Origin of the sequence: Alkalitalea saponilacus (assembly GCF_900168165.1) — a bacterium.
GTDB classification, from domain to species: Bacteria; Bacteroidota; Bacteroidia; order Bacteroidales; family Marinilabiliaceae; genus Natronoflexus; species Natronoflexus saponilacus.
Map to the genome: position 1 here is coordinate 18731 of NZ_FUYV01000024.1, position 23183 is coordinate 41913.

Below are 23183 nucleotides of genomic sequence, written 5' to 3' on the forward strand. Positions count from 1 at the left end.
TAAATGCCGACTACAAAATAACACCTTCATTGATAAATATTGTGCAAATCCTTAAGAAATATGGAATATATTGTATTTTTTCTAAATTTGTATAATTGAATACACATTTTGAGAGGTTTATTAAACCTCTCATTGCATATAAAAATAACAAATTTAAATCATAACCAACCCGAGCACCTTTTTGCTTTAAAAACAAAATAACAGTTTACAAACCAACATCTTAATGCAATGCTAAGCATCATTGACTATTTTGAAGATAAAACCTCCCAATTTGGCAACAATCCTTTAATATGGGAAAAGAGAGAAAACATATACGAATCCACATCTTATAACGAAAGTCTTGAATTAATTAAAACATATGCCGCAGGGCTTATGGGAATTGGTTTTGAAAAGGGAGATCGTGTTTCATTGTTATCGGAAGGAAGAAGAGATTGGCTCATTGCTGAATTATCCATACTTTATGCAGCAGGAATTAACGTTCCTTTATCAACAAAACTGGAGGAATCCAACGACCTGGTATTCAGAATAAATCATTCAGACAGCAAAATTATAATAGTATCTGCATATCAATTGCCCAAAATAAGAAATATCATCAATCTATTGCCGGGAGTTGAAAAGGTTATCATTCTGGATGAGATAGAAGATTTGCAGACAAAAGAAATTCTTTGGTCTGATTTATACAAATCAGGAGTTGAATTCAGAAAAACAGATGAAGACAAGCTAAAAAATCGTCGAAACGAGATCACTCCCAACGATGTTGCAAATATCTCGTACACATCAGGAACCACGGCTGATCCTAAGGGAATTATGTTGTCACATAGAAATTACACAGCCAATGTTGAACAAGCTTTTAGTTTTATTGATATTCCTTCGCATTACCGAACCCTTGTGGTTCTGCCGTGGGATCATGCTTTTGCACATACGGCGGCACTTTACGCGTTCATGTACCGAGGAGCATCGGTAGCCGCTGTTAAAAGTGGGAGAACCCCCAACGAAACACTTAAAAATTTTGTAAATAACATGCAGGAGATTCAGCCGCATGTATTAATGAGTGTTCCTGCTCTGGCCAAAAACTTCCGCAAAAACATAGAAAAGGGAGTTAGGGACAAAGGCAAAATTGCCTGGTTACTTTTTTCCCTTGCCATAAAACATGCATTCTGGTATAATGGAACAGGAGACAATAAAGGTAAAGGTATTAAGAAGTTAACCAAGCCAATAGGAAATCTTTTTGACAAGATTCTTTTTAGGAAAATCCGTTTAAAATTTGGGGGAAATCTTAAATTTTTTATTGGCGGCGGGGCTTTGCTGGATATAGAATTACAAAAATTCTTTTATGCCATTGGAATTCCCATGTATCAGGGATACGGTTTAAGTGAAGCTGCCCCTATAATTTCTGCTAACACCCCCGACTTTCATAAAATGGGATCGTCAGGAAAAGTGGTACATAACCTGGAACTCAAAATATGTGATGAGAACGGGCGTGAAGTTAATACTGGTGAGTCGGGAGAAATTGTTGTAAAAGGGGAAAATGTAATGCTTGGCTACTGGAAAAACAAAACAGCCACAGCAGAGACCATTAAGGATGAGTGGCTATACACTGGTGATCTTGGCTATGTGGATAATGAGAACTATCTATACGTAAAAGGCCGTTTTAAAAGCCTTCTAATATCACATGATGGTGAAAAGTACAGTCCGGAAGGAATTGAAGAGGCTATTATTGATCATTGCCCGTTAATAGATCAGTTTATGCTATACAACAACCAAAGTCCGTATACCATAGGTTTGGCTGTTCCTAATTCTGACAGCATCAGCAATCTCTTGAAAAATCATGAATTTCAATCTGATGAAGAGAAAAGTGCCTTCATCCTTCGGGCAATTCAGGAAGAGATAAACCAATTTAAACAAGGCGGCAAACTTGATGATATGTTTCCGCAACGCTGGCTACCAACCACAGTTGGAGTTTGTCCTGAACCTTTTACAGAAGTAAATAAGATGTTGAATAGCACTATGAAAATGGTTCGAAGAGTTGTTGAGACCAAGCTAAACAAAGAAATAAACCATCTTTATACTCCGGAAGGAAAAGATATGTTTAGCACAAGAAACAGGCAAAATATTATGCTATATTTAACCAAGCCCGTCAGCTCCTAGTTAAATATTGTATCATAAAAAATGGGCTGATCAACTAATATTATAATTCTTTTATCAACAATTTTGATCAATCCATAAAAAAAATGAAACAAAAAAGCATTATATTACGTCTTTGTATAGTATAACTATTTCATATTTTTAAAGTTTTCACCAATTTTACACCCTAAATAGAACTTACAGTACTCAAATCAGGCCGCTAAATGTACACAATAAATAAAAAATGGTTGTTGGTTTTATTGCTTATGGTGACATGCACCATTACTAACAGCCAAATCAGACGTGGATACAGAGGTTCTCCATTTAATTTAATGGATGGCTTGTCTGTTACTGCCAAAGCCGGACCAAACATTTTTTTCGGAGACCTGGTTGATGAAGGACGTATCGGTTATTCGGCCGGAATAGTTGCCGACAGAGAAATGACCCGAACTTTATCAGCCCGTGCACAACTGATGGGGGGAGTAATGCAGGGAACACAAATATTTCCTAACACAGGCCAGGCTTATGCCGAATTCGACAATATGTATTTTGAATTTACGTTTGGAGGTACATACAGACCTCTTAACGATTTAATGGGGTATTTTAAAGAAAGAACTTTTCAGCCATATGCACTTTTACAGGCAGGATTTGTTTATTACAATGCCACAGAATATTGGGGTCCGGCAAGTGCTGGCACATCCGGTGCTGAACCCGGTGAAAAATGGAGAACTGCAACAGGTTTAGCTCCTATAGTTGGTGCCGGAGGGGGAGCATCAATATGGCTTACGCCCAGATTAAGTGCAAACTTTGAGTTTGCAGGAAATTTAGCGTTTTCAGACAAACTTGATGCACACGATGTATGGTACGATAGTTGGGATCCTTTGGGAACTGAGCACGACACAGATCCATATGACTTCTATTATTCAGTAAATCTGGGGATAACCTATTTGATTCAGGATAGCCCATTCAGAAACGAGCCAAGGTTTAACCGTAGAAGTTACATGAAAACCAGAAGGTTTTTCCAGCCTAAGACAAGATCAAGAAGCTCAAGACCAAGTAGTCATATGAGAAGACGCTGGTTGTTCTTCTAAAAATATTTCCATTTTTTAGGTGAGGTGGTCAAAAATTTACCGTGCAGACTTTCTTTCTTTAAGGAGAGTCTGCAATCGGAACATTTCGTCGCGATACTGTGCTGCAGAAATAAAATCCAGATCTTTTGAAGCGGCTTGCATAGATGCACGTGTTTTCTCAATGGCCTTTTCAAGCGCATGAACGGACATGTAAGCAACCACCGGATCAGCAGCAACATCTGCTGTTTCAGGTTCAGAATAACCTTTCACAAGTTTGTCGTCCCTGCTGCTTCCCGGAATTATTGAGCCTTTTTTCCTTATTATTTGCGATGGAACAATTCCATTGGCTTCATTATAGGCCAATTGTTTGGTTCTTCTGTAATTAGTTGCATCAATGGTCTCCTTCATTGATCTCGTTATGGTATCGGCATACATGATAACCAGTCCGTTTAGGTTCCGTGCTGCTCTTCCGGCAGTCTGTGTAAGCGAACGCGCAGAGCGCAAAAACCCTTCTTTATCGGCATCCAAAATAGCAACCAAGGAAACTTCCGGGAGATCCAATCCTTCCCGCAAAAGATTTACACCCACCAACACATCAAAAAAGCCTTCCCGTAAACCTTCCATAATTTTAACACGTTCAAGAGTATCCACATCAGAATGAATATACTCGCATCGTATCCCCATTCTGGTTAGATAACTACTCAACTCTTCGGCCATCCGCTTAGTCAATGTGGTTACGAGTACCCTCTCATTTTTTTCTGTACGAATTTGAATTTCTTCAATCAAATCGTCCATCTGGTTGAGACTGGGTCTTACGTCAATATGAGGATCCGGCAACCCTGTTGGACGAATGACCTGCTCAACAATCACACCCTCGCTTTTTTCCATTTCATAATCAGCAGGCGTTGCACTTACGTAAATCGCGTTTTTAGCAAGCGATTCAAACTCTTCAAATTTCAACGGTCGGTTATCAATAGCTGCGGGCAATCTGAAACCATACTCCACCAGATTCTTTTTACGGCTAAAATCGCCACCATACATGGCGCGAATCTGAGGAATGGTTACGTGGCTCTCGTCCACCACAACCAAAAAATCATCCGGAAAATAATCAATCAGGCAAAAAGGTCTGGTTCCGGGCTCTCGTCCATCAAAGTACCGGCTATAATTTTCGATTCCAGGACAATATCCAAGTTCCCGAATCATTTCCAGGTCATAATTAACCCTTTCATCGAGTCGCTTTGCCTCAGCTTTTTTTCCCTCATCACGTAGGAATTGCAGATGATCCGTTAAATCATCCTGAATCATTTTAATAGCTGAATTAATTCTTTCTTTGGTCGTTACAAAAATATTGGCCGGATAAATCAGGAAGCTTTGATGTTTCTCCAGACTTATGTTGTTAACCGGGTCAAAACTTTCAATGGATTCTATTTCATCTCCCCAAAAAATGACTCTAAGCGCATGATCAGCATATGCAAGAAAAATATCGACCGTATCTCCTTTTACCCGGAAATGTCCACGATTGAATTCGACCTCGTTACGTGAGTATAGACTATCAACCAATCGTCGGAGAAATTGATTTCGGCCAAAAGTCATACCTGATTCAATTGTAATAACATTGGCATGAAAGTCCTCCGGATTACCAATACCATACAAACAAGATACAGAGCTGACAACAATCACATCTTTTCGCCCTGAAAGAAGAGCCGAAGTTGCGCTCAGACGCAACTTCTCAATTTCATCATTGATTGAGAGATCTTTCTCTATATAAGTATCAGTAACAGGCAAATATGCTTCCGGCTGGTAGTAGTCGTAATAACTCACAAAATATTCAACGGCATTATTAGGGAAGAAATGTTTAAATTCACCATAAAGCTGAGCTGCAAGTGTCTTATTATGACTTAACACCAAAACCGGCTTTTGAAGTTGCTCAATCACATTGGCTACAGTAAATGTTTTACCGGAACCAGTGACACCCAATAAAGTTTGGAATCTACTTCCGATTCTGATTCCTTCAACAAGTTGGCGAATCGCTTCTGGTTGATCCCCTGTCGGCTTAAAATCTGATTCAATTTTAAAATCCATCTGATTATTGCACGTTGATATTTCCGGAAAATACAAATTTAGCAGGACCTTCCAACCAAATATTATTATACACTCCTTTATCCTGAGCAGAAAACCTGACAGTCAGAGCTCCTCCTTTTACCTTTATTGAATATTCTGTGCCTCCACCATGAATGAAAAAATTGGTTAGCACAGAAGCCACGCAACCAGTTCCGCACGACCATGTTTCATCCTCAACCCCTCTTTCGTATGTACGAACCATTATAGAGGAATCTCCGCATTTTTCAACAAAATTCACATTTGTACCCGCTTTACCAAAATAGGAATTATTTCGAATGGCTCTGCCAGCAGAAACAACATCGGTTTGTTCAAGATTCTCTGTATAACAAACAAAATGGGGGGAACCTGTATTCAAAAAATAACCATCTGCCACCTTCTCAATGCCGTTAACATCTAACATTTTCAAATTAATGATATCCGGTTTAACTAAAGCATGGTGAATACCATCAATAGCATCAAAAGTAAATATTTCGTTTTCTTTTACCATACCTAAATCACAAGCAAACTTTACAATACATCTTCCTCCGTTACCACACATAGTACTTTCATTACCATCACTATTGTAGTATCGCATGTAAAAAGCGTGCTCAGGAGAATTTTCCAATAGCATAAATCCATCAGCTCCAACTCCAAAACGGCGATGACATATAAAGCTAATTAATTCCCTATCACTAATATTGAAATAAGAATCTCTATTATCAATAATTACGAAATCGTTACCTGTTCCGTGATATTTGTAAAATTTTAATTGTTCCATATTACGAGCTCTTCAATATTTCTATTCAAATTCATTTTTTACAAAGATAATTAAGTGATTTATAGCAAATATCAATAATTAAGAAATTGTGACAAAAGAATTATGGGTTAACACAAAATATTTCTTAATAATTGTGACAAAAAGGTTAAATAAAAAAACAATTTGTGCATTGCTCCTTTATTAGGCTAGATCTATATTTATAGTCTGAAAAATTTAACTCAAAACAACTAAATCAAATTTCAAACCTAAAATGAATCATGACATCTGATTATCTAAACAATACAATATATACTCAATAGATTTATCACCTTAAAAATTGAACAAAATTATATATAATTTAAAACCACGATTCATGAAAAAAGTCACTTTATTTATGGTATCTGCTTATATATTAATAAGCTGCACCATGGCAAATCAACCCACTCAAGAAGTAAGCGTAGTAAGAATGAGTGATGAAGAAGTTGTCAGGCTAATAGCCGACCACGTACTAGAACAACCAGTTACGCAATTTGTTGGTGTTACCACAGGGGTAGTATATAATTCTACAGATGAAATTCCAGAAGGTGAAGATGTCCGCTTCAAAAGTCCGCTAATGGAATGGCACTACTCTGCAGGTGTTACTAATATGGCAATTATTAAACTTGGGAAATACCTTGAAGAACAAAAATATATTGATTATGCTTTAGACCATGTAGCATTTGGTTTTGCAAATTACCAATACTTTAAAGAGCGCTTTAGAGGTGACCGCAATCATTGGCACTGGCCATACGGACAATTATGGAATTTTGAGGAGTTAGATGATTGTGGTGCAATGGGCGCAAGCGTTATTGACGTATACGCCATCAACCCGCAAGAAAGATACCTTGAATACATAAAAAACTCAGCTGAACATATTCTCAACGGACAGGTTAGAACAGAAAATGGAACATTAAGCCGTACTTTTCCAAGAAATATGACCATTTGGGCTGATGATTTGTACATGTCAGTCTCTTTTCTTGCAAGAATGGGATCTTTTACAAATGATGAGAAGTATTTTAATGACGCTATACATCAAGTAATTAAAATGGATCAATACCTTTGGGATCCAATTAAGCAATTATACTACCATTGTTATTACACAGATCTCGAACGAAACGGAGTCGCGTATTGGGGACGTGCAAACGGGTGGATTACATTTGCTATTTGTGATTTATTGGATGAACTTCCATCTGATCATCCAAAAAGAGACCTTTTAATTTCAATTCTGGAGAAACAAATTGTGGGATATTCAAGATATCAGGACGCTGATGGAATGTGGAAGCAATTACTGGATAAACCAGACTCGTATCAAGAGTCTTCAGTAACTGCACTTTTCATTTATGGAGTTGCAAAAGCAGTTAATGAAGGATGGATTGATCCTGATTATGCAAGTATTGCAAGACGTGGGTGGCATGCGTTAAAAAGAGATAAAATTACACCGGAAGGTAAATTTATTGATGTCTGTGTAGGAACCGGTATTTCGGATGACCTTGTTTTTTATTATACACGACCAGTTGGGGATAATGAGAAACATGGAATAGGTTTGATACTTAATGCTGGGCTTGAAATGATAAAACTCAATAAAGATCGAAATTAACATATACTTTATACATAAATCATATTAACTTAAAGTCTTTGGTTTTTAAAAAAACCAAAGACTTTTTTTGTTTTATAAAGAATGAAAGCTATACTTTAATAGCAACTCTAACAAATAACCAACAAAACCTCAAATAATTTGTTAATAAGGAGTATTGAACCTAATCAATTCTCTAATGCAACTTCTGAAACTTAACAGTGCATGCAAACAGCAAAAAAGTTATCAGTTGTAGAAGCAGTTAAAAATTGTAAAGCCCAACATGTCGGCATTAAATTTGAATTAATGAAGAACAAAACCTTAAATTGTTATTATTATGAAGACTAGAAAACTAATTTCGACATTTGCGATAGCTTTTTTGGGTGCCTTGGCAGGCGTATTTATATATTCACAATTCTTTTCAGCAGAGCCCAGAATTATCGAAGTACCAGTAAAAACAAATCATCCGGGAACAAACAGCATGTTCACCTCATTACCCGCAGGTTCTTCTTCAGCACAGTATCCTGACTTAACCTACGCAGCTGAAAAGTCTGTTCATGCAGTAGTTCACGTTCAAACCAAAGGCAGGAGCTCAGGATCAGGGGCACCTTCTTCAGGTCATCCCCTTTTCGACTTTTTCTTTGGCCCCAGAGGCTTTGGCCAACCTCAGCCGCAGCAACCGGTAATGGGATCCGGTTCAGGAGTCATCATTTCTCAGGATGGATATATTGTTACAAACAACCATGTTATTGACAGAGCCGATGAGATAGAGATTACATTAAATGACAACAGATCATATAAAGCAATTCTGGTAGGCGCTGATCCCACAACAGATATTGCCCTGCTTAAAATAGAAGAAACAGATTTACCCTATTTAGTATATGGAAATAGCGATGCATTGAACATTGGTGAGTGGGTTCTGGCCGTGGGAAACCCTTTTAACCTCACCTCAACCGTAACAGCAGGGATTGTTAGTGCAAAATCGCGCAGTATTCAGATTCTGGGACAAATGAGCATAGAGGCTTTTATCCAAACAGATGCAGCTGTTAACCCCGGAAACAGCGGAGGTGCATTGGTTAACACTCGTGGAGAACTTATTGGAATAAATACTGCGATTGCCTCCAGAACAGGCTCGTTTACAGGATATTCATTTGCAGTACCCGTGAGTATTGTAGAGAAAGTGGTAGATGATTTACTGGAGTTTGGTGCTGTTCAAAGAGGCTTGCTGGGAGTCAGTATTCGCGGAATGAACAACGAACTTGCAAGAGAATTGGGTATGGACAGAGTGCGAGGCGTTTATGTCGTTGAACCAACTGAAGGCGGAGGCGCAAAAGCTGCCGGAATAAAAAGTCGTGATGTTATTCTCAGCGTAAATGGTGATGCCGTAAATTCTGTACCACAACTTCAAGAACGGGTTAGCAGATTCCGGCCTGGAGATAATGTTCAATTAGAGGTACTAAGAGATGGAAAAAGAAAACCTTTTACCGTAACTTTACGTAATATACATGGAAACACAGATTTGGTGCAAAATGTGGATAAGATGTCTTTACTTGGAGCATCGTTTGAACCACTGTCAGATGATGAGAGGCAAAGGCTTCGCATCCGAAATGGCATAAAAGTCACCGAAGTTGGATCCGGGAAATTCCGTGATGCAGGTATACGTGAGGGATATGTTATTATTCAGGCCAACAGAGTACCGGTTAATAGTGAAGACGACTTAAGGAAAGTTGTGGATGTAGCAAGTGATGCCTTGTTCCTGTCAGGAGTTTATCAAAACGGCCGAACATCTTTCTACGCCATCAATCTTCAGGAATAAATAAGCAATTAAGATTGCTTTACTAGATAAAAAAGTGTAATTTTGCGGCGTATTTTAAAGGGAACATGAGACAACTAAAAATAACAAAATCAATCACCAATCGCGAAAGCGCATCTCTGGACAAATATCTTCAGGAGATTGGGCGCGAGGAACTTATCTCTGTAGAAGAAGAGGTAGAGCTGGCGCAACGCATAAAAAAAGGCGACCAAACTGCTCTTGAAAAACTAACCAGGGCAAACTTGCGATTTGTGGTATCAGTTGCTAAACAATATCAAAACCAAGGACTTAGTCTTCCAGACCTTATTAATGAAGGAAACCTCGGATTGATTAAAGCGGCAGAGAAGTTTGATGAGACCAGAGGTTTCAAATTTATTTCATACGCCGTATGGTGGATCAGACAATCCATTCTACAAGCGTTAGCAGAACAATCGAGAATTGTCAGACTACCGTTAAATCAGGTTGGATCGTTGAATAAAATCAACAAAGCTTACTCAAAATTTGAGCAGGAGCATGAGCGCAAGCCTTCTCCCGAAGAGTTGGCAGATCAACTTGAACTACCAGCAGACAAAGTGGCAGATACTCTGCGGGTAGCAGGACGGCATATTTCCGTTGATGCACCGTTCGTGGAAGGAGAAGACAACAGCCTGCTGGATGTATTGGTGAACAGTGATTCTCCAAATGCAGACAGAACTCTGATGAATGAATCTCTTTCAAAAGAGATTGAAAGAGCGCTGGCTACTCTTACCGAAAGAGAAAGCGACATCATTAAACTATTCTTTGGAATAGGATGCCAGGAAATGACGCTTGAAGAGATTGGTGAAAGATTTGGACTTACCAGAGAAAGAGTAAGACAGATTAAAGAAAAAGCAATACGAAGATTAAGACACACTTCACGAAGCAAGTTGTTGAAATCTTATCTTGGATAATAATAAAAAAGGCTTTCGAAATTCGAAAGCCTTTTTTAATCCAATTTATTAACCGGTAATATCTGGAAAATATTCATTCATAACAACTTCTTCCTCTTGCCAGTTAAGTATTTGAGCTGCCCTTTTTAGGTTCTCTTTCCATTCATTTCTCAAGTCTGCAGTTTCGCAGGCAGTTTTAATAGCTTCGGCAATTTCCTTTGGCTCCATAGAGTTTAAAAGAATTCCAGTTTTATATTTCACAACAATCTCACTTATGTCCGGGAAACCTGTTGCTATAACCGGTAAACCCATTGCCGGATAATCAAATATGCGATTGGGCAAAGAGTGATAATAGTTCAGCCCCATATTCTCGAGCAGACAAAGCCCCACATGAGCATTTGTAGCATGCTTGCTTAGTTCCTCAAAGGGAAGCCAACCAAGAAACTCAACCTGCTTCTCCAGCTTTTCATTTATCACCATCTGTCGCAAATCACCATCTATATCTCCGGAGCCGACAATGATCAACTTATAATGAGGCAAATGTTTCATGGCCAAAATTGATGCTTCAAGACCTCTTCCAATATTTAAGGCTCCCTGATAATAAACTATTGGAGAATCACTAACAGGACGAATCTCAGAAATTAAATACGGTACGTAAGGGACATTTCGAAGCAAGAAGAATTCCTTGTTGTATCTGGATCGATAAATATCCTGCAACCCTCGAGAAACAGTAAAACCCTTCTTTACTCCCGGTAGCAATAGCTTTTCTAAAAACAACCAGATGGACTGAATAAAAGGCCTAATTTTCACTTCAGGTGTTTCAGGCATATATTCATGGCTATCGAATACAACGGGAACTCTTTTCAGAAAGCCGGCCAAACGACAGGCTAAAAGTGTATCAAGATCGACTGAAATTATGTGGTCTGATTTTTTGAATAACAATATCCAAAACAGAGCAATATTATAATAAATATAAAAGAATGGACCTCTATTTACAGGACAGGAAAACCGGTAGTGTTTTCCTTTGCGACCATCAGGGATTTTTGTGTCAGGCCATCTTCTCCCTATCAGTAACACATCGTATCCACGCTGTTCTAAAGAGCCTGCAAGCTTTGCCACCCTGTTATCGGTAACAAGATTATTAATTACAGCTATGACAATACGTTTCTTTTTTGCCATTATTTCCAACAATTATAATCAGATACTCTCTTATATACATAAAACCTTCCTGTTCAACGATGGAACAGGAAGGTTTATTATAATATAAAGCCAAAAATCATATTGATGTTTTATACATCAATATTGGCATATGTTGCATTTTGCTCGATAAATTCGCGTCGAGGAGGAACGTCATCACCCATTAACATGCTGAATATGCGGTCAGCTTCTGTAGCGCTTTCAATGGTAACCTGACGCAATGTACGAGTTTCAGGATTCATTGTTGTAGTCCATAGCTGCTCGGCGTTCATCTCTCCAAGACCTTTATATCGCTGTATGTGAACTGCATCTTCCTTACCACCTGCATATTTCTCAACGAACTCACGACGTTGTTTGTCGTCCCAGCAATACTCTTCAATTTTTCCTTTTTTCATTAAGTATAGAGGTGGTGTTGCAATATACAAATGTCCCCTCTTAATTAAATCCTTCATGTAACGGAAAAAGAAAGTCATAATCAATGTGTTGATGTGGCGCCCGTCCACATCGGCATCCGTCATGATTATAATTTTATGATATCTTAGCTTCTCGAGATTCAATGCTTTACTATCTTCATCTGTACCAATGGTAACACCTAATGCAGTGAAAATATTTTTAATTTCATCGCTTTCAAAAACCTTATGTTGTAATGCTTTTTCCACATTTAAAATTTTACCACGAAGTGGTAAAATTGCCTGAAACTGGCGATTCCTTCCCTGTTTGGCCGTTCCGCCTGCCGAATCTCCCTCAACCAAAAAGACCTCGCAAGAGGAAGGATCTTTGTCAGAGCAATCGGCCAATTTTCCGGGTAATCCACCTCCAGACAAAACGCTTTTACGCTGTACAAGTTCACGCGCTTTACGAGCTGCATGGCGAGCAGTAGCTGCAAGAATTACCTTGTTTACAATAGATTTTGCATCCTTTGGATTTTCTTCAAGAAAATTCTGAAGCATTAAACTGACTGCCTGATCTACTGCCAGACTAACATCGCTATTACCTAATTTGGTCTTGGTTTGACCCTCAAATTGAGGCTCTGCCACTTTTACAGAAATCACCGCGGTAAGACCTTCACGAAAATCGTCTCCGTTAATGTCAAATTTCATTTTACTGAGCATTCCGGATTTTTCGGCCCAGGTTTTAAGTGTTCTGGTCAAACCTCGTCTGAACCCGGTTAAATGTGTTCCTCCCTCAATGGTGTTGATATTGTTAACGTAGGAATATACATTCTCGTTGAAGGAAGTATTATAAACAATGGCGATTTCTACTGGAACTTCGTTTTTTTCTGAGTTAATGTAAATAACATTATCAATAAGCGGTTCCCTATTGGTATCGATAAACTTGGCAAACTCACGCAAACCCTCTTCAGAATGAAAACGCTCCGATTTAAACTCTCCTTTTTCGTCGGTTACACGTTTATCCGTAAGAATGATCTGTATGCCTTGGTTAAGAAAAGCAAGTTCCCGCATCCTATCTGCGAGAATGGAGTATTTATATTCTGTAGTAATAAATATTGAATCATCGGGCTTAAAAGTAATCCAGGTACCTTTTTTATCTGTAGTGCCTATTTCCGTGACCTCTGTCTGGGGTTTACCTTTGCTATACTCCTGACGATAAATTTTACCCTCACGATGAACCTCAGCAATTAATTGGGAAGAAAGAGCATTCACACATGATACTCCTACGCCATGCAAACCACCGGAAACTTTATAACTGTCTTTATCAAACTTTCCGCCGGCATGAAGTACAGTCATAACAACCTCCAGTGCAGACCTTCCTTCTTTTGCATGAATGTCAACAGGAATCCCCCGACCATTATCCAATACAGTGATTGAATCATCCTCGTTAATGGTTACTTCAATATAATCGCAATGTCCGGCAAGGGCCTCATCAATTGAGTTATCAACAACCTCGTATACCAGGTGATGAAGTCCTTTTACACCAACATCTCCAATGTACATGGCAGGACGCTTTCTCACCGCTGCCAAACCTTCGAGCACCTGAATGCTGTTGGCTGAATAATCGCCATTTGCTGGCTTCTCGGGAACAAAATCTAAATTTTCGCTCATGATGAATTTTAAATAATTAATTGGCTTCAGGAGTTTTTGAGTACCTGAAAGCAAAGACCTACAAATATAATAAAAATAGCTCTATAAACAGGATGAAATCAACCTCTTTTTATCAACAACTAAACCATCATATCATGCTGATTATATAGCCATTACAACCACAACTAATAATTATCAACAAAATTATTTAAACATATAAGGAAAATCTCTCAATTGAACCACTACCTGATTAGAAATATGTTAATATATCATAAAGACAAAGAGTCTCATATTACTTTTCATAATCGCATAAAGTTTATATTTTTGTACACCTGAAACCAACCAGTTTTGCTTTGAAAAACGAGATTCAACATAAATGGTATGCCTTATACACCAAGTCCAGATCGGAAAAGAAAGTGCGTGAACAGTTAGTTGCAATGGGCATTAAAGCATATTTGCCATTAAAGCGGGAATTAAAACAATGGAGTGATAGAAAAAAATGGGTGGAAACACCCATTATCAGCTCATATATCTTTGTAAACATTTCTGCTGCCGATTACAAACGTGTTTTTGAAGCCAATGGAGTTGTTTCATATGTTTCACACAAAGGTAAAGCGGTAACCATTCCTGATCACGAGATTGAAGCAATGCAAAAAACGGTTGAAAACAAGTTATCTTTCAGTGTTGAAACCGGAAATATTGTAAAAGGTCAAACCGTTACTGTTACTTCGGGACCGTTAAAGGGAGTAAGTGGTATTGTAAAAGAGATCAGAGGCAAGAGGAAACTTCACCTCCAAATCAGCCACATCGGTTACACGCTTGTAGTTAATCTTGAGAACGACTCAGTAGACCTCTGAACCTTTCAGAGCTTGTCTTTGATTTTTTGAAAAAACATCCTGAATGTGTTTCGGAATAAATATGATAATCGGATAAAAACGTTCCGTTTTATACCGGCATTATCATTTCTGATCAATTGCTTTAAGAAATGGTATTTTTGCTTTAGTCCTTTAGAATTCCAAAATCTTTCCCAAGCGATGGAGTAACTGTACTCCAGTTTTTGCTCTCCTGTTCCGCGTGCAAATTTGATGATCAGCTCCAACTCTCTTTTTTGCCTGCCTTTTAAAGGAACATTCAGGTTGGCTGCGGGATTCAAAATATTATACAAAGAAAGAATAAGAGTTACAGGTTCATATATCCCATAACGATGTGCTTTTGAGAGCACATCATCCCATGAAAGTTCATCATAGTATTCCATTAGCTTTCTGATATCCATCAGCCAGCCAAGTCGGATACCTCCCATTTTGTAATTATAATAGGTGTGCAGACAGGTATGTAAAACTTGAGAACAGGGATCCAGTGAAAACAAACCACTCTTTATATCGCGCACCGCGCTCCTCCATATCACATCAACAGGAATTTTATAAGATGTATTCTGTGGGAACAAGGATCTGTGTACCTCTATTGTAGCTCCTCGAAACATTACAGGTGGAAGATGATGGCCGGTAGCGTCTTGTTTTACGAGTTTATAACCGCTATCGGGCCAAAGTAATTTCCAGGCCGTATCAGCCTGCTCCTCCCGCACCAGAATATCAATATCACTGAACGGCCTGAAAGCAGGATTTTCGTATACTACTGCTGAGAGAAAACTCCCTTTAAGAACAATGGCCTCGATTCCGTTTTTATGGAATAATGAAAGTATTTCGATTAAGATTTGATTAAATAAAAGATTTCTCGCGTAAATTGATAGAAAATCTCTTTTGAGCTCATCCAAAACAGGCTGAGAGAATTGGCTTACTGAGTTGCTTTTATATAAGAGTTGTGCCAGACCATGTTTTCGCGCATACAATATGATATGCTGTTGCAGATCGTTATCGAGAGGAGCTAAATCATTGCAATCACGAAAAAGTGCATCAACAACCCATTTCTCTTCCGGGAGAAAAATAAGTTCCCAATGATCATGATTCCGGTCAGATTTTTTCACAGTAGATTTTAATTGAAACATATCACTACCATCTTTCCAAACAAAGAAAGCAAAAAAAACCTTCGAACGCGAACGCGTTCGAAGGTTTGATATCTAATTTACTGCTATATTTATACCAATCCCTGAGCCAACATGGCATTAGCTACTTTATGGAAACCACTGATATTGGCGCCATTTACATAGTTTACATAGCCACTTGCATCAGTCCCGTTTTTAACACAAGTCTCGTGAATGTTTATCATGATGGAATGAAGTTTAGCATCCACCTCCTCAGGAGTCCATTGCAAACGCATTGAGTTTTGAGACATTTCCAATCCTGAAACAGCAACACCTCCGGCGTTGGCAGCCTTTCCAGGTCCATAAAGGATTTTTCTGTCGTGGAAAACTTTAATGGCTTCGGGGGTAGAAGGCATGTTTGCACCTTCGGCCACACAGTAGCATCCGTTTTCTACCAACACCTGAGCATCGTCTCCATTTAACTCATTCTGAGTGGCACATGGAAGAGCAATATCGCATTTTGCCTTCCACGGACGAGATCCTTCCCAATATTCAGCCTCAGGATATTTCTCTGCATACTCCTTAATTCTACCACGGATGGCATTCTTAAGCATCATTACATATTCAAGCTTTTCTGTGGTAATTCCTTTCGGATCGTAAATTGAACCGTTAGAATCAGAAAATGTTACAACTGTACCACCTAACTCAATCACTTTTTGTGCTGCATACTGCGCAACGTTTCCAGAACCACTTATTGCAACAGTTTTTCCTTTAAAGCTATCGTTGCGGGTTTTAAGCATCTCCTGTGCAAAGTAAACAGTTCCAAAACCAGTTGCTTCTGGACGTAACGGACTACCACCAAAATCAAGTCCTTTTCCAGTGAAAGTTCCGGTAAACTCATTACGTAATCTTTTGTATTGTCCAAACATATAAGCAACCTCACGTCCACCAACACCAATATCACCAGCAGGTACATCAAGATTTGGACCAATGTGACGATGCAATTCAGTGATGAAAGACTGGCAGAACTTCATTACTTCATTATCCGATTTTCCTTTTGGGTTGAAATCGGAGCCTCCTTTTCCACCACCCATTGGCAGAGAGGTCAAGCTATTTTTGAAAACTTGTTCGAACGCTAGAAACTTTAAAATCCCAAGGTTAACCGATGCATGAAAACGTATTCCTCCTTTATAGGGACCAATAGCGCTGTTCATTTGTACACGAAAACCTCTGTTTATCTGAACTTCTCCACGATCATCAAGCCATGGAACTCTAAACATGATGACACGTTCTGGTTCAGCCATTCTTTCAAGAATCTTGTTTTTCATTAAAACAGGATTCTCAACGATAAATGGAGCTAAACTTTCTACAACTTCATGTACTGCCTGATAAAACTCCGGTTCAGCCGGATTGCGCGATTGAATACCGGCCATAAAATCTTCAATGTAACGGGATACCTGGTTCTTCATTTTTCTTAAATAATTAAATTATACAATACTTTATATAACCATGATCATTGTCATAAATATGAACTAAAAATAGCTGCTAAATAAATTTCGAGTGACAAAAATACAACAATTTATATCATTTCACTTACAACTTAACCGTTTTTTTCCAAGATTAATAACAAACTATTTGATAGAATTATTACTTTAACTAAAAAATGAAATACGAATACCAATAAATTGAAGGGTAATTATTCCTATTTTTGTTAAAAAAATGAGTTAAGCATGTATTATCAGGACTCTTGTAGGGATAAAATGTAAAACAAAAAGCTTAACCTTCGGAAAAAGAACATTTTAAATTATCTGATATATGCATCATAATATTTTTTATAAAATAATCTGACTTAACATATTGATCACATGAAAAATAAAAAGTCGTGCTTCGTTTGTAACGAAATCATTGAAATAGAGGAGATAACTTACAACAAAGTAATAAACCTCCCGGTTTGCAAAAAATGCATGAATACTGAAAAAGAAAAAAGCGCAGAAAAAAGTGCTATGGACTCTTTGGGAGAAGGGTTTGTTTGTGGATGTATTTGAAAATAATCAATACGACATAAAACGCTGAATGATTCCATCTCCTTGAATGCTTTGGGAAAGCTGAGGATCTCCTGTGTAAAACACTCTACCAGAACCATTAATAACAACATTTAACAGCTCATCTGCATGACAGTAAATCAACCCCGACCCATACAAATAAACCCTGGTACTGTTTGCTTCCAGATGAATTCCATCAATTATACCGGAACCCTCCTGTACCAGTCTTAATGTATCCACCTTGCCTTTAAGTAATGTTTCACCAGAACCAATTTGTCTGACAATAAAATTTCCAAACTCACCTTTCAACATCGCTCTGGCGCCGCTTTCTGAAATATAATTAAAATCATCTACTGCGATGCTGTCAGTTTCTATAAATGATCCTCCGGTATTATTTATTCTTAAGCGCGGAAGATTAAACTCAGATAATATGACCTTTCCATTTCCATTGTTATCAATACTAGACAAAACAGGTGTGGAAACAAGAATATTGATGGCATTAACCGGGTGCAGATTAAAATTATTGCGTCGACGAATAATCAGTCTTGAGTTTTCGATCTCAGTGACAACATATGGAATTAGGTTTGCATCTCCTGTAACGGTAACTCCCCACTGTTCCCCCTGGATAATGGTAACAACAAAATCATTAAGCACCTCGACTTCCCGAAAAGTGCCGATTTCCCGAACATTTTCTGTCAGAATTCCATCTCCAAAAAGATCAAGATTAATGATTCCTTCACAAGAAATGAACAGTAAAGCACCGAATAGAAAGCACGTAATATTGCGAAGGAATTTACCCATATATGTACAACAAATAAACTTCTGTTTCTTACAAAGTTACTTACAACCATTGAAAATAACCAGAAATTAATCTTTATTGACAATTAAAAAAACCTAAATAAATTGCATTGAAAAGTTTTTTTTCTATCTTTACAATGCTTTTGGTTTAATATTTAAAGAGAAGGGGATGGTAACTTCGGTTACAATCCCCTTATTCTTTTTAAATAAACAAAGAAAGTTACATTATGAAATTAATGGACGTCTTCAAAAAAAGAGAATCAGTAAGATCTTACAAATCAGAACTGGTTAGTAAAACAGAACTACTTGAAATTCTGGAAGCAGGCAGAATTGCTCCATCAGCAGTAAATTTTCAGCCATGGCGGTTTATTGTAATCGATGACCCCGAACTTCTGAAAGAAGTATATAAAGCATATCCCAGAGAATGGTTTAAAACGGCTCCCCAGGTAATTATTGTATGCGGAAATCATGATGAATCATGGAAACGTAAATTGGACAACAAAGATCATTGCGATATTGACGTTGCCATTGCCATTGATCATATGACGCTGGCTGCTGCAGAAAAGGGAATCGGCACTTGCTGGGTATGTAATTTTAATCCGACAATAATACAAGAAGTGCTAAATCTTCCTCAGGAACTGGAGCCTGTTGCATTGCTCCCTGTCGGATATCCGGATAACCCAGCTCAAGCAGAAGAAAAAATGCGAAAACCGCTATCAAAAATTGCTTTCAGAAATTCACTTAATAATCCCTTTCAAATCTAACAAGCCTGTCATTTCGAGCGATGCGAGAAATATATTACATGATTATTAATTTAGAAAAACTTAGTCGGGCAGTAGTGATTTTGAAGTATCAACACCCTTATAACAAAAGGATAAGCCTCATAACCGCATGGCTATGAGGCTTATTCTTTTTCATAATATCATTCTACACCCAATAATTCATATTTAAATGAATAGATTACTGACATTGATCTATCATCGCATACTAAGACCAACTCCAAAAGTCAACATGGAATAATCGCCAACGGTATAATCCCCATGGAAAGCAATAACTCCCAAACGCAATCGCATTCCGGCATTAAAATCAAACCCATTTGTTTTATAGGAGAGAGAAATTGGGTCATTTCCAAGAACAGGACCATAATCACCTTTCAAGTCAAAATCACTATTGGTAGAACTATATCCCATTCCGGTATAAATAGAGATAAACGGAATGTTAACACCCAAAAGAAAGCGCGTGGTTAATGCTCCTGAGGTAATATCTAGACTCTGGTTTGAACCACCTTCAAACTGACTAACCGAGACGTCACTTCCAAACCTGGTGTAACCAACCAAAACGCTGGAATTAATCAATGGCATGTGTTTAATAACCGGGATGTACTCCTTTACGCTATGACGTACTCCGAATCCCCATAAATTAACTTTACCTGCATCTCCGGCAGAGATGGATGGAATGAATCTGGCGGAAAGTTCAGTACGGTAAGGCAATCCAACACCAACTTGAACCAATGGCAATGGAAACCTGTCAAACCCTGTCCCGTTAGGCATTTCAAATGACTGTTCTGCATTTTCAGGTCCATACATTAATACAGGCCTGTCGGTCATTTTTCCGGCAATGGTTGGAGCAACACTTACGTTTTCATCCTGCAATCTCCAGCTTCCATCAAGATTATTCAAATCGAAACTTTTACCGGACGATGGAACATTTACCATATTCACATTAAAAGTCAGATTAAAACCTGCCACACGATGCACCCTTGCCGAAGTGTACCAGCCACCATTCAACGAAGTACCCAACATTTCTCCATAAGGTTTCAGGTATGCTTCCGAAAGTACCGTTGCATCTTCAATACCCATTTCAAGAAAACGGGTAACATCTTTCTGCGCATAAGAAACATTTAAAGAGAATATAAAACCTGCTCCCAAAAGCAAAAAACTTCTGATTAATTTCATAACAATTAGTATTTGATTAAACAAAAAGCAACATGGTTGCTTTTACAATTATAGCAACACATTTATTAAGTAACAAAAAAAATAGTTGCTCGTTCATTATTGAATCGTTAAAATTGCAGCTAAATTATAATCAGAAAATAGAAAAAACATCATGAAACGAGTCCCGAGTCTTCAGAACGAGTTCGTCCGAGACCCCGGGAGTTATTAAAAATCAAATTTATAGACAGATGAATAATATCTTAAACCAACATTTTAATACCCCATACCAAACACCTCCATTTAATGAGATTCAACCGGATTTTTTTCTCCCCGCTGTTAAAGAAGCCATCAAACAAGGAATAAACGAAGTCCGGGAAATTATTGAAAACAGTCAAGATCCTGATTTCAGCAATACTATTGAGGCACTTGAGAGATCCGGCAAACAATTAAGTCGCATCAGCTCCATTCTTTTTAACCTGAACGCAGCTGAAACCAGTGAAGCCATACAAAAAGCTGCGCGGGACGTTTCGCCACTGTTATCAGAATATGCCAACGATATTTGGCTGAATGAAGCACTTTTTGAAAAAGTAAAAACCATTTATAACAATAAAGGAACGCTTCAATTATCGCAGGAGCAGCAAACTTTGCTGGATAAAACCTATAAAGGTTTTATCAGAAAAGGAGCATTGCTGGATGATAAACAGAAAAAGAGATATCGCCAAATAACTAATGAATTATCTCAACTATCCATTCAATTTGGAGAAAATCTGTTGGCCGAAACCAACGATTACAAACTTCACATAACAAATGAAGAAGAGCTATCGGGATTACCCGAAGCAGTGATTGAAGCTGCTGCGCATTTGGCGAAAAATGAAGGAAAAGAAGGGTGGATGTTTTCACTGCACATCACCAGCTTTATGCCTTTTATGAAATATGCAGACAATCGAAAATTGAGAGAACAGCTTTTTCGTGCGTATTCATCGCGATGCAACCATAACAACAAACACGACAACAAAGAGATTATTTTAAAGCAAACAGCGCTCCGCCTGGAGAAAGCAGAACTTCTGGGTTACAAATCACACGCTCAATATGTTCTGGAGGAACGAATGGCACAAACCCCCGAAAAAGTCAATAACTTTCTGGAAGAATTCTACTCGAAATCCTTTGATTTTGCAAAAAAAGACATTGAGGAAGTCAAAGCATTCGCCAAAAAAGCCGGTTTTAATGAAGAATTCCAACGATGGGATTTTGCCTATTATTCTGAGAAACTGAAAACGGCACGTTTTCAGTTGGACGATGAAATGACCAGACCCTACTTCCAGCTTGAAAAAGTAAAACAGGGAATCTTCAATCTTACAAAAAAACTATGGGGATTGAGCTACAAAAAGAGTGAGAACATCCCGGTGTACCATCCTGACGTAGAAGCCTGGGAAGTATATGATGAAAGTGGTGAACAGCTTTCTATATTATATCTTGATTTTCATCCCCGAAAATCAAAACAGGGAGGTGCATGGATGACCTCCTTCCGCGACCAGCATGTAAAAAATGGCATCAACATTCTTCCACAGATTTCAGTGGTGTGTAATTTTACAGAACCAACCCCTACCCGTCCCTCGTTACTAACTTACAACGAGCTTACTACATTCTTGCACGAATTTGGACATGCTCTTCATGGCATGTTGAGTAAAGTGACATACGAGTCGCTTTCGGGAACCAGCGTTTATCACGATTTCGTTGAATTGCCTTCACAAATTATGGAAAACTGGGCAAGAGAAAAAGATTGGTTACAAGAAATAGGGATTCATTACAAAACCGGGGAACCAATTCCTGAAGAACTGATAAATAACATCTTAGCATCCGGAAATTTTCAAAGTGGTTACCAGATTATTAGGCAGCTAAGTTTTGGGTTTAACGATATGGCATGGCACACCATAACAGAACCGGTGCAATCAAACCCGGTAGAATTTGAGCGTGAAGCCATGAAACCTACCGAACTGTTCCCTTTGATTGAAGGCACATGTATGAGTACAGCTTTCGGACACATTTTTGATGGAGGTTATGCTTCGGGGTATTACGGTTACAAATGGGCTGAAGTGCTGGATGCAGATGCCTATACCATGTTCAAATTACATGGTATTTTTGACAAAAACACAGCACAAAAGTTTAGGGATACCATTCTTTCAAAAGGAGGAACCATTCACCCAATGGAATTATATAAAGCATTCAGGGGGCAGGAACCTTCAATAGAGCCATTACTAAAACGAAGCGGAATAACAAAGCACTAGAACTTTCGACAACTGTTTTAGTTTTAGTTTCTAAAGAAATCAATAGATTATAGATCTATATCCCGAGGCTTCGGGATTAGACACTCTCAAAACAATTATTGCCCAACGCAAAGAAAGGCGTGTTCGCGTATGATAATTAAAGCAAACTAAATTAGATACCAGGGCTACGCCCCTAAGGTACTATCTATTAATCTTCTTCTATGAAGATATTAGGGCTACGCCCCTATTTTTTTCTGAGATGAATGCCAGGGGCGTTAGCCCTGCAATCTTCGTAGCTTTAATAGTATCTCAATTTGTATAAGGGGCGTAGCCCTGACATCTTAGAAATAATACTGACCGGCTAATTAATTTAGGTTTCTCGCTCTTTTCGAAATAACAAACCTTTCAGTAGGTCAAGGCGGGTGAAGGGGTTATTGCGGCGTCGCCGCAATAACCCCTTCACCTCTCACAACATAACAGCTTGTAATTTCGAGCGAAGCGAGAAATCTAATATATGATTATCATTTAAAAAAATCTTAGTCGA

At 38.3% G+C, this 23183-nt stretch carries 17 protein-coding genes; 9 read left to right on the forward strand and 8 right to left on the reverse strand.

Annotated features, from left to right (window positions below; genetic code table 11):
* Positions 1-228 precede the first annotated feature (228 nt).
* On the forward strand, positions 229-2148 hold the full coding sequence (locus tag B5X70_RS15870) for an AMP-dependent synthetase/ligase (protein WP_079558891.1): 1920 nt from the start codon (positions 229-231) through the stop codon (positions 2146-2148).
* Positions 2149-2348: 200 nt separating this feature from the next.
* Positions 2349-3215: a hypothetical protein gene (locus B5X70_RS15875; protein ID WP_079558892.1), complete on the forward strand. Its 867-nt coding sequence runs from the start codon at positions 2349-2351 to the stop codon at positions 3213-3215.
* 36 nt (positions 3216-3251) lie between these two features.
* Here the strand turns inward: B5X70_RS15875 and uvrB are convergent, their stop codons facing one another.
* Together uvrB and dapF are read right to left on the reverse strand one after the other, a co-directional pair.
* Positions 3252-5276, reverse strand: a complete 2025-nt coding sequence (gene uvrB / locus B5X70_RS15880; RefSeq protein ID WP_079558893.1) for an excinuclease ABC subunit UvrB — start codon at positions 5274-5276, stop codon at positions 3252-3254.
* A 4-nt stretch (positions 5277-5280) separates the two neighbouring features.
* Positions 5281-6072, reverse strand: coding sequence for a diaminopimelate epimerase (dapF, locus tag B5X70_RS15885; protein WP_079558894.1), 792 nt, complete (start codon positions 6070-6072; stop codon positions 5281-5283).
* Between the two features lie 352 nt (positions 6073-6424).
* On the opposite strand from dapF, the gene B5X70_RS15890 reads away from it, so the two are divergent.
* From B5X70_RS15890 to B5X70_RS15900, 3 genes are all read left to right on the forward strand, one after another.
* Positions 6425-7687, forward strand: a complete 1263-nt coding sequence (locus tag B5X70_RS15890) for a glycoside hydrolase family 88/105 protein (protein WP_079558895.1) — start codon at positions 6425-6427, stop codon at positions 7685-7687.
* A gap of 313 nt (positions 7688-8000) precedes the next feature.
* Positions 8001-9479 (forward strand): Do family serine endopeptidase, encoded by a 1479-nt coding sequence (locus tag B5X70_RS15895; RefSeq protein WP_079558896.1) that lies wholly within the window; start codon positions 8001-8003, stop codon positions 9477-9479.
* Positions 9480-9544: 65 nt separating this feature from the next.
* Entirely contained in the window at positions 9545-10405 is an 861-nt protein-coding gene (locus B5X70_RS15900) for a sigma-70 family RNA polymerase sigma factor (protein WP_079558897.1), read from the forward strand.
* Between the two features lie 48 nt (positions 10406-10453).
* On the opposite strand, the gene B5X70_RS15905 is transcribed toward B5X70_RS15900, so the two are convergent.
* Both B5X70_RS15905 and gyrB read right to left on the reverse strand, forming a co-directional pair.
* Positions 10454-11563, reverse strand: coding sequence for a glycosyltransferase (locus B5X70_RS15905; protein ID WP_079558898.1), 1110 nt, complete (start codon positions 11561-11563; stop codon positions 10454-10456).
* Positions 11564-11673: 110 nt separating this feature from the next.
* A complete protein-coding gene (gyrB, locus tag B5X70_RS15910) occupies positions 11674-13644 on the reverse strand; it encodes a DNA topoisomerase (ATP-hydrolyzing) subunit B (protein WP_079558899.1) in 1971 nt (656 codons plus the stop codon).
* 332 nt (positions 13645-13976) lie between these two features.
* On the opposite strand from gyrB, the gene B5X70_RS15915 reads away from it, so the two are divergent.
* Positions 13977-14480, forward strand: coding sequence for a UpxY family transcription antiterminator (locus B5X70_RS15915; RefSeq protein ID WP_079558900.1), 504 nt, complete (start codon positions 13977-13979; stop codon positions 14478-14480).
* 5 nt (positions 14481-14485) lie between these two features.
* Here the strand turns inward: B5X70_RS15915 and B5X70_RS15920 are convergent, their stop codons facing one another.
* A complete protein-coding gene (locus B5X70_RS15920) occupies positions 14486-15625 on the reverse strand; it encodes a nucleotidyltransferase domain-containing protein (RefSeq protein WP_079558901.1) in 1140 nt (379 codons plus the stop codon).
* Positions 15626-15714: 89 nt separating this feature from the next.
* Positions 15715-17070, reverse strand: a complete 1356-nt coding sequence (gene gdhA, locus B5X70_RS15925; RefSeq protein WP_079558902.1) for an NADP-specific glutamate dehydrogenase — start codon at positions 17068-17070, stop codon at positions 15715-15717.
* A 396-nt stretch (positions 17071-17466) separates the two neighbouring features.
* Here gdhA and B5X70_RS15930 point away from each other — a divergent pair, with 396 nt between their 5' ends.
* The gene (locus B5X70_RS15930; protein WP_079558903.1) at positions 17467-17646 is read left to right on the forward strand and encodes a hypothetical protein; all 180 of its coding nucleotides are present in this window, start codon (positions 17467-17469) and stop codon (positions 17644-17646) included.
* A 6-nt stretch (positions 17647-17652) separates the two neighbouring features.
* Here the strand turns inward: B5X70_RS15930 and B5X70_RS15935 are convergent, their stop codons facing one another.
* A complete protein-coding gene (locus B5X70_RS15935; RefSeq protein WP_079558904.1) occupies positions 17653-18444 on the reverse strand; it encodes a head GIN domain-containing protein in 792 nt (263 codons plus the stop codon).
* A 224-nt stretch (positions 18445-18668) separates the two neighbouring features.
* Between B5X70_RS15935 and B5X70_RS15940 the strand changes: the two genes are divergently transcribed.
* Positions 18669-19205 carry a nitroreductase family protein gene (locus tag B5X70_RS15940; RefSeq protein ID WP_079558905.1) on the forward strand — a complete coding sequence of 179 codons (537 nt, stop codon included), beginning with the start codon at positions 18669-18671 and terminating at the stop codon, positions 19203-19205.
* Positions 19206-19418: 213 nt separating this feature from the next.
* Here B5X70_RS15940 and B5X70_RS15945 read toward each other — a convergent pair whose 3' ends face one another.
* The gene (locus tag B5X70_RS15945) at positions 19419-20396 is read right to left on the reverse strand and encodes a DUF6588 family protein (RefSeq protein WP_079558906.1); all 978 of its coding nucleotides are present in this window, start codon (positions 20394-20396) and stop codon (positions 19419-19421) included.
* Between the two features lie 227 nt (positions 20397-20623).
* Here B5X70_RS15945 and B5X70_RS15950 point away from each other — a divergent pair, with 227 nt between their 5' ends.
* The gene (locus tag B5X70_RS15950; protein WP_079558907.1) at positions 20624-22660 is read left to right on the forward strand and encodes a M3 family metallopeptidase; all 2037 of its coding nucleotides are present in this window, start codon (positions 20624-20626) and stop codon (positions 22658-22660) included.
* The last annotated feature ends 523 nt before the right edge of the window (positions 22661-23183 follow it).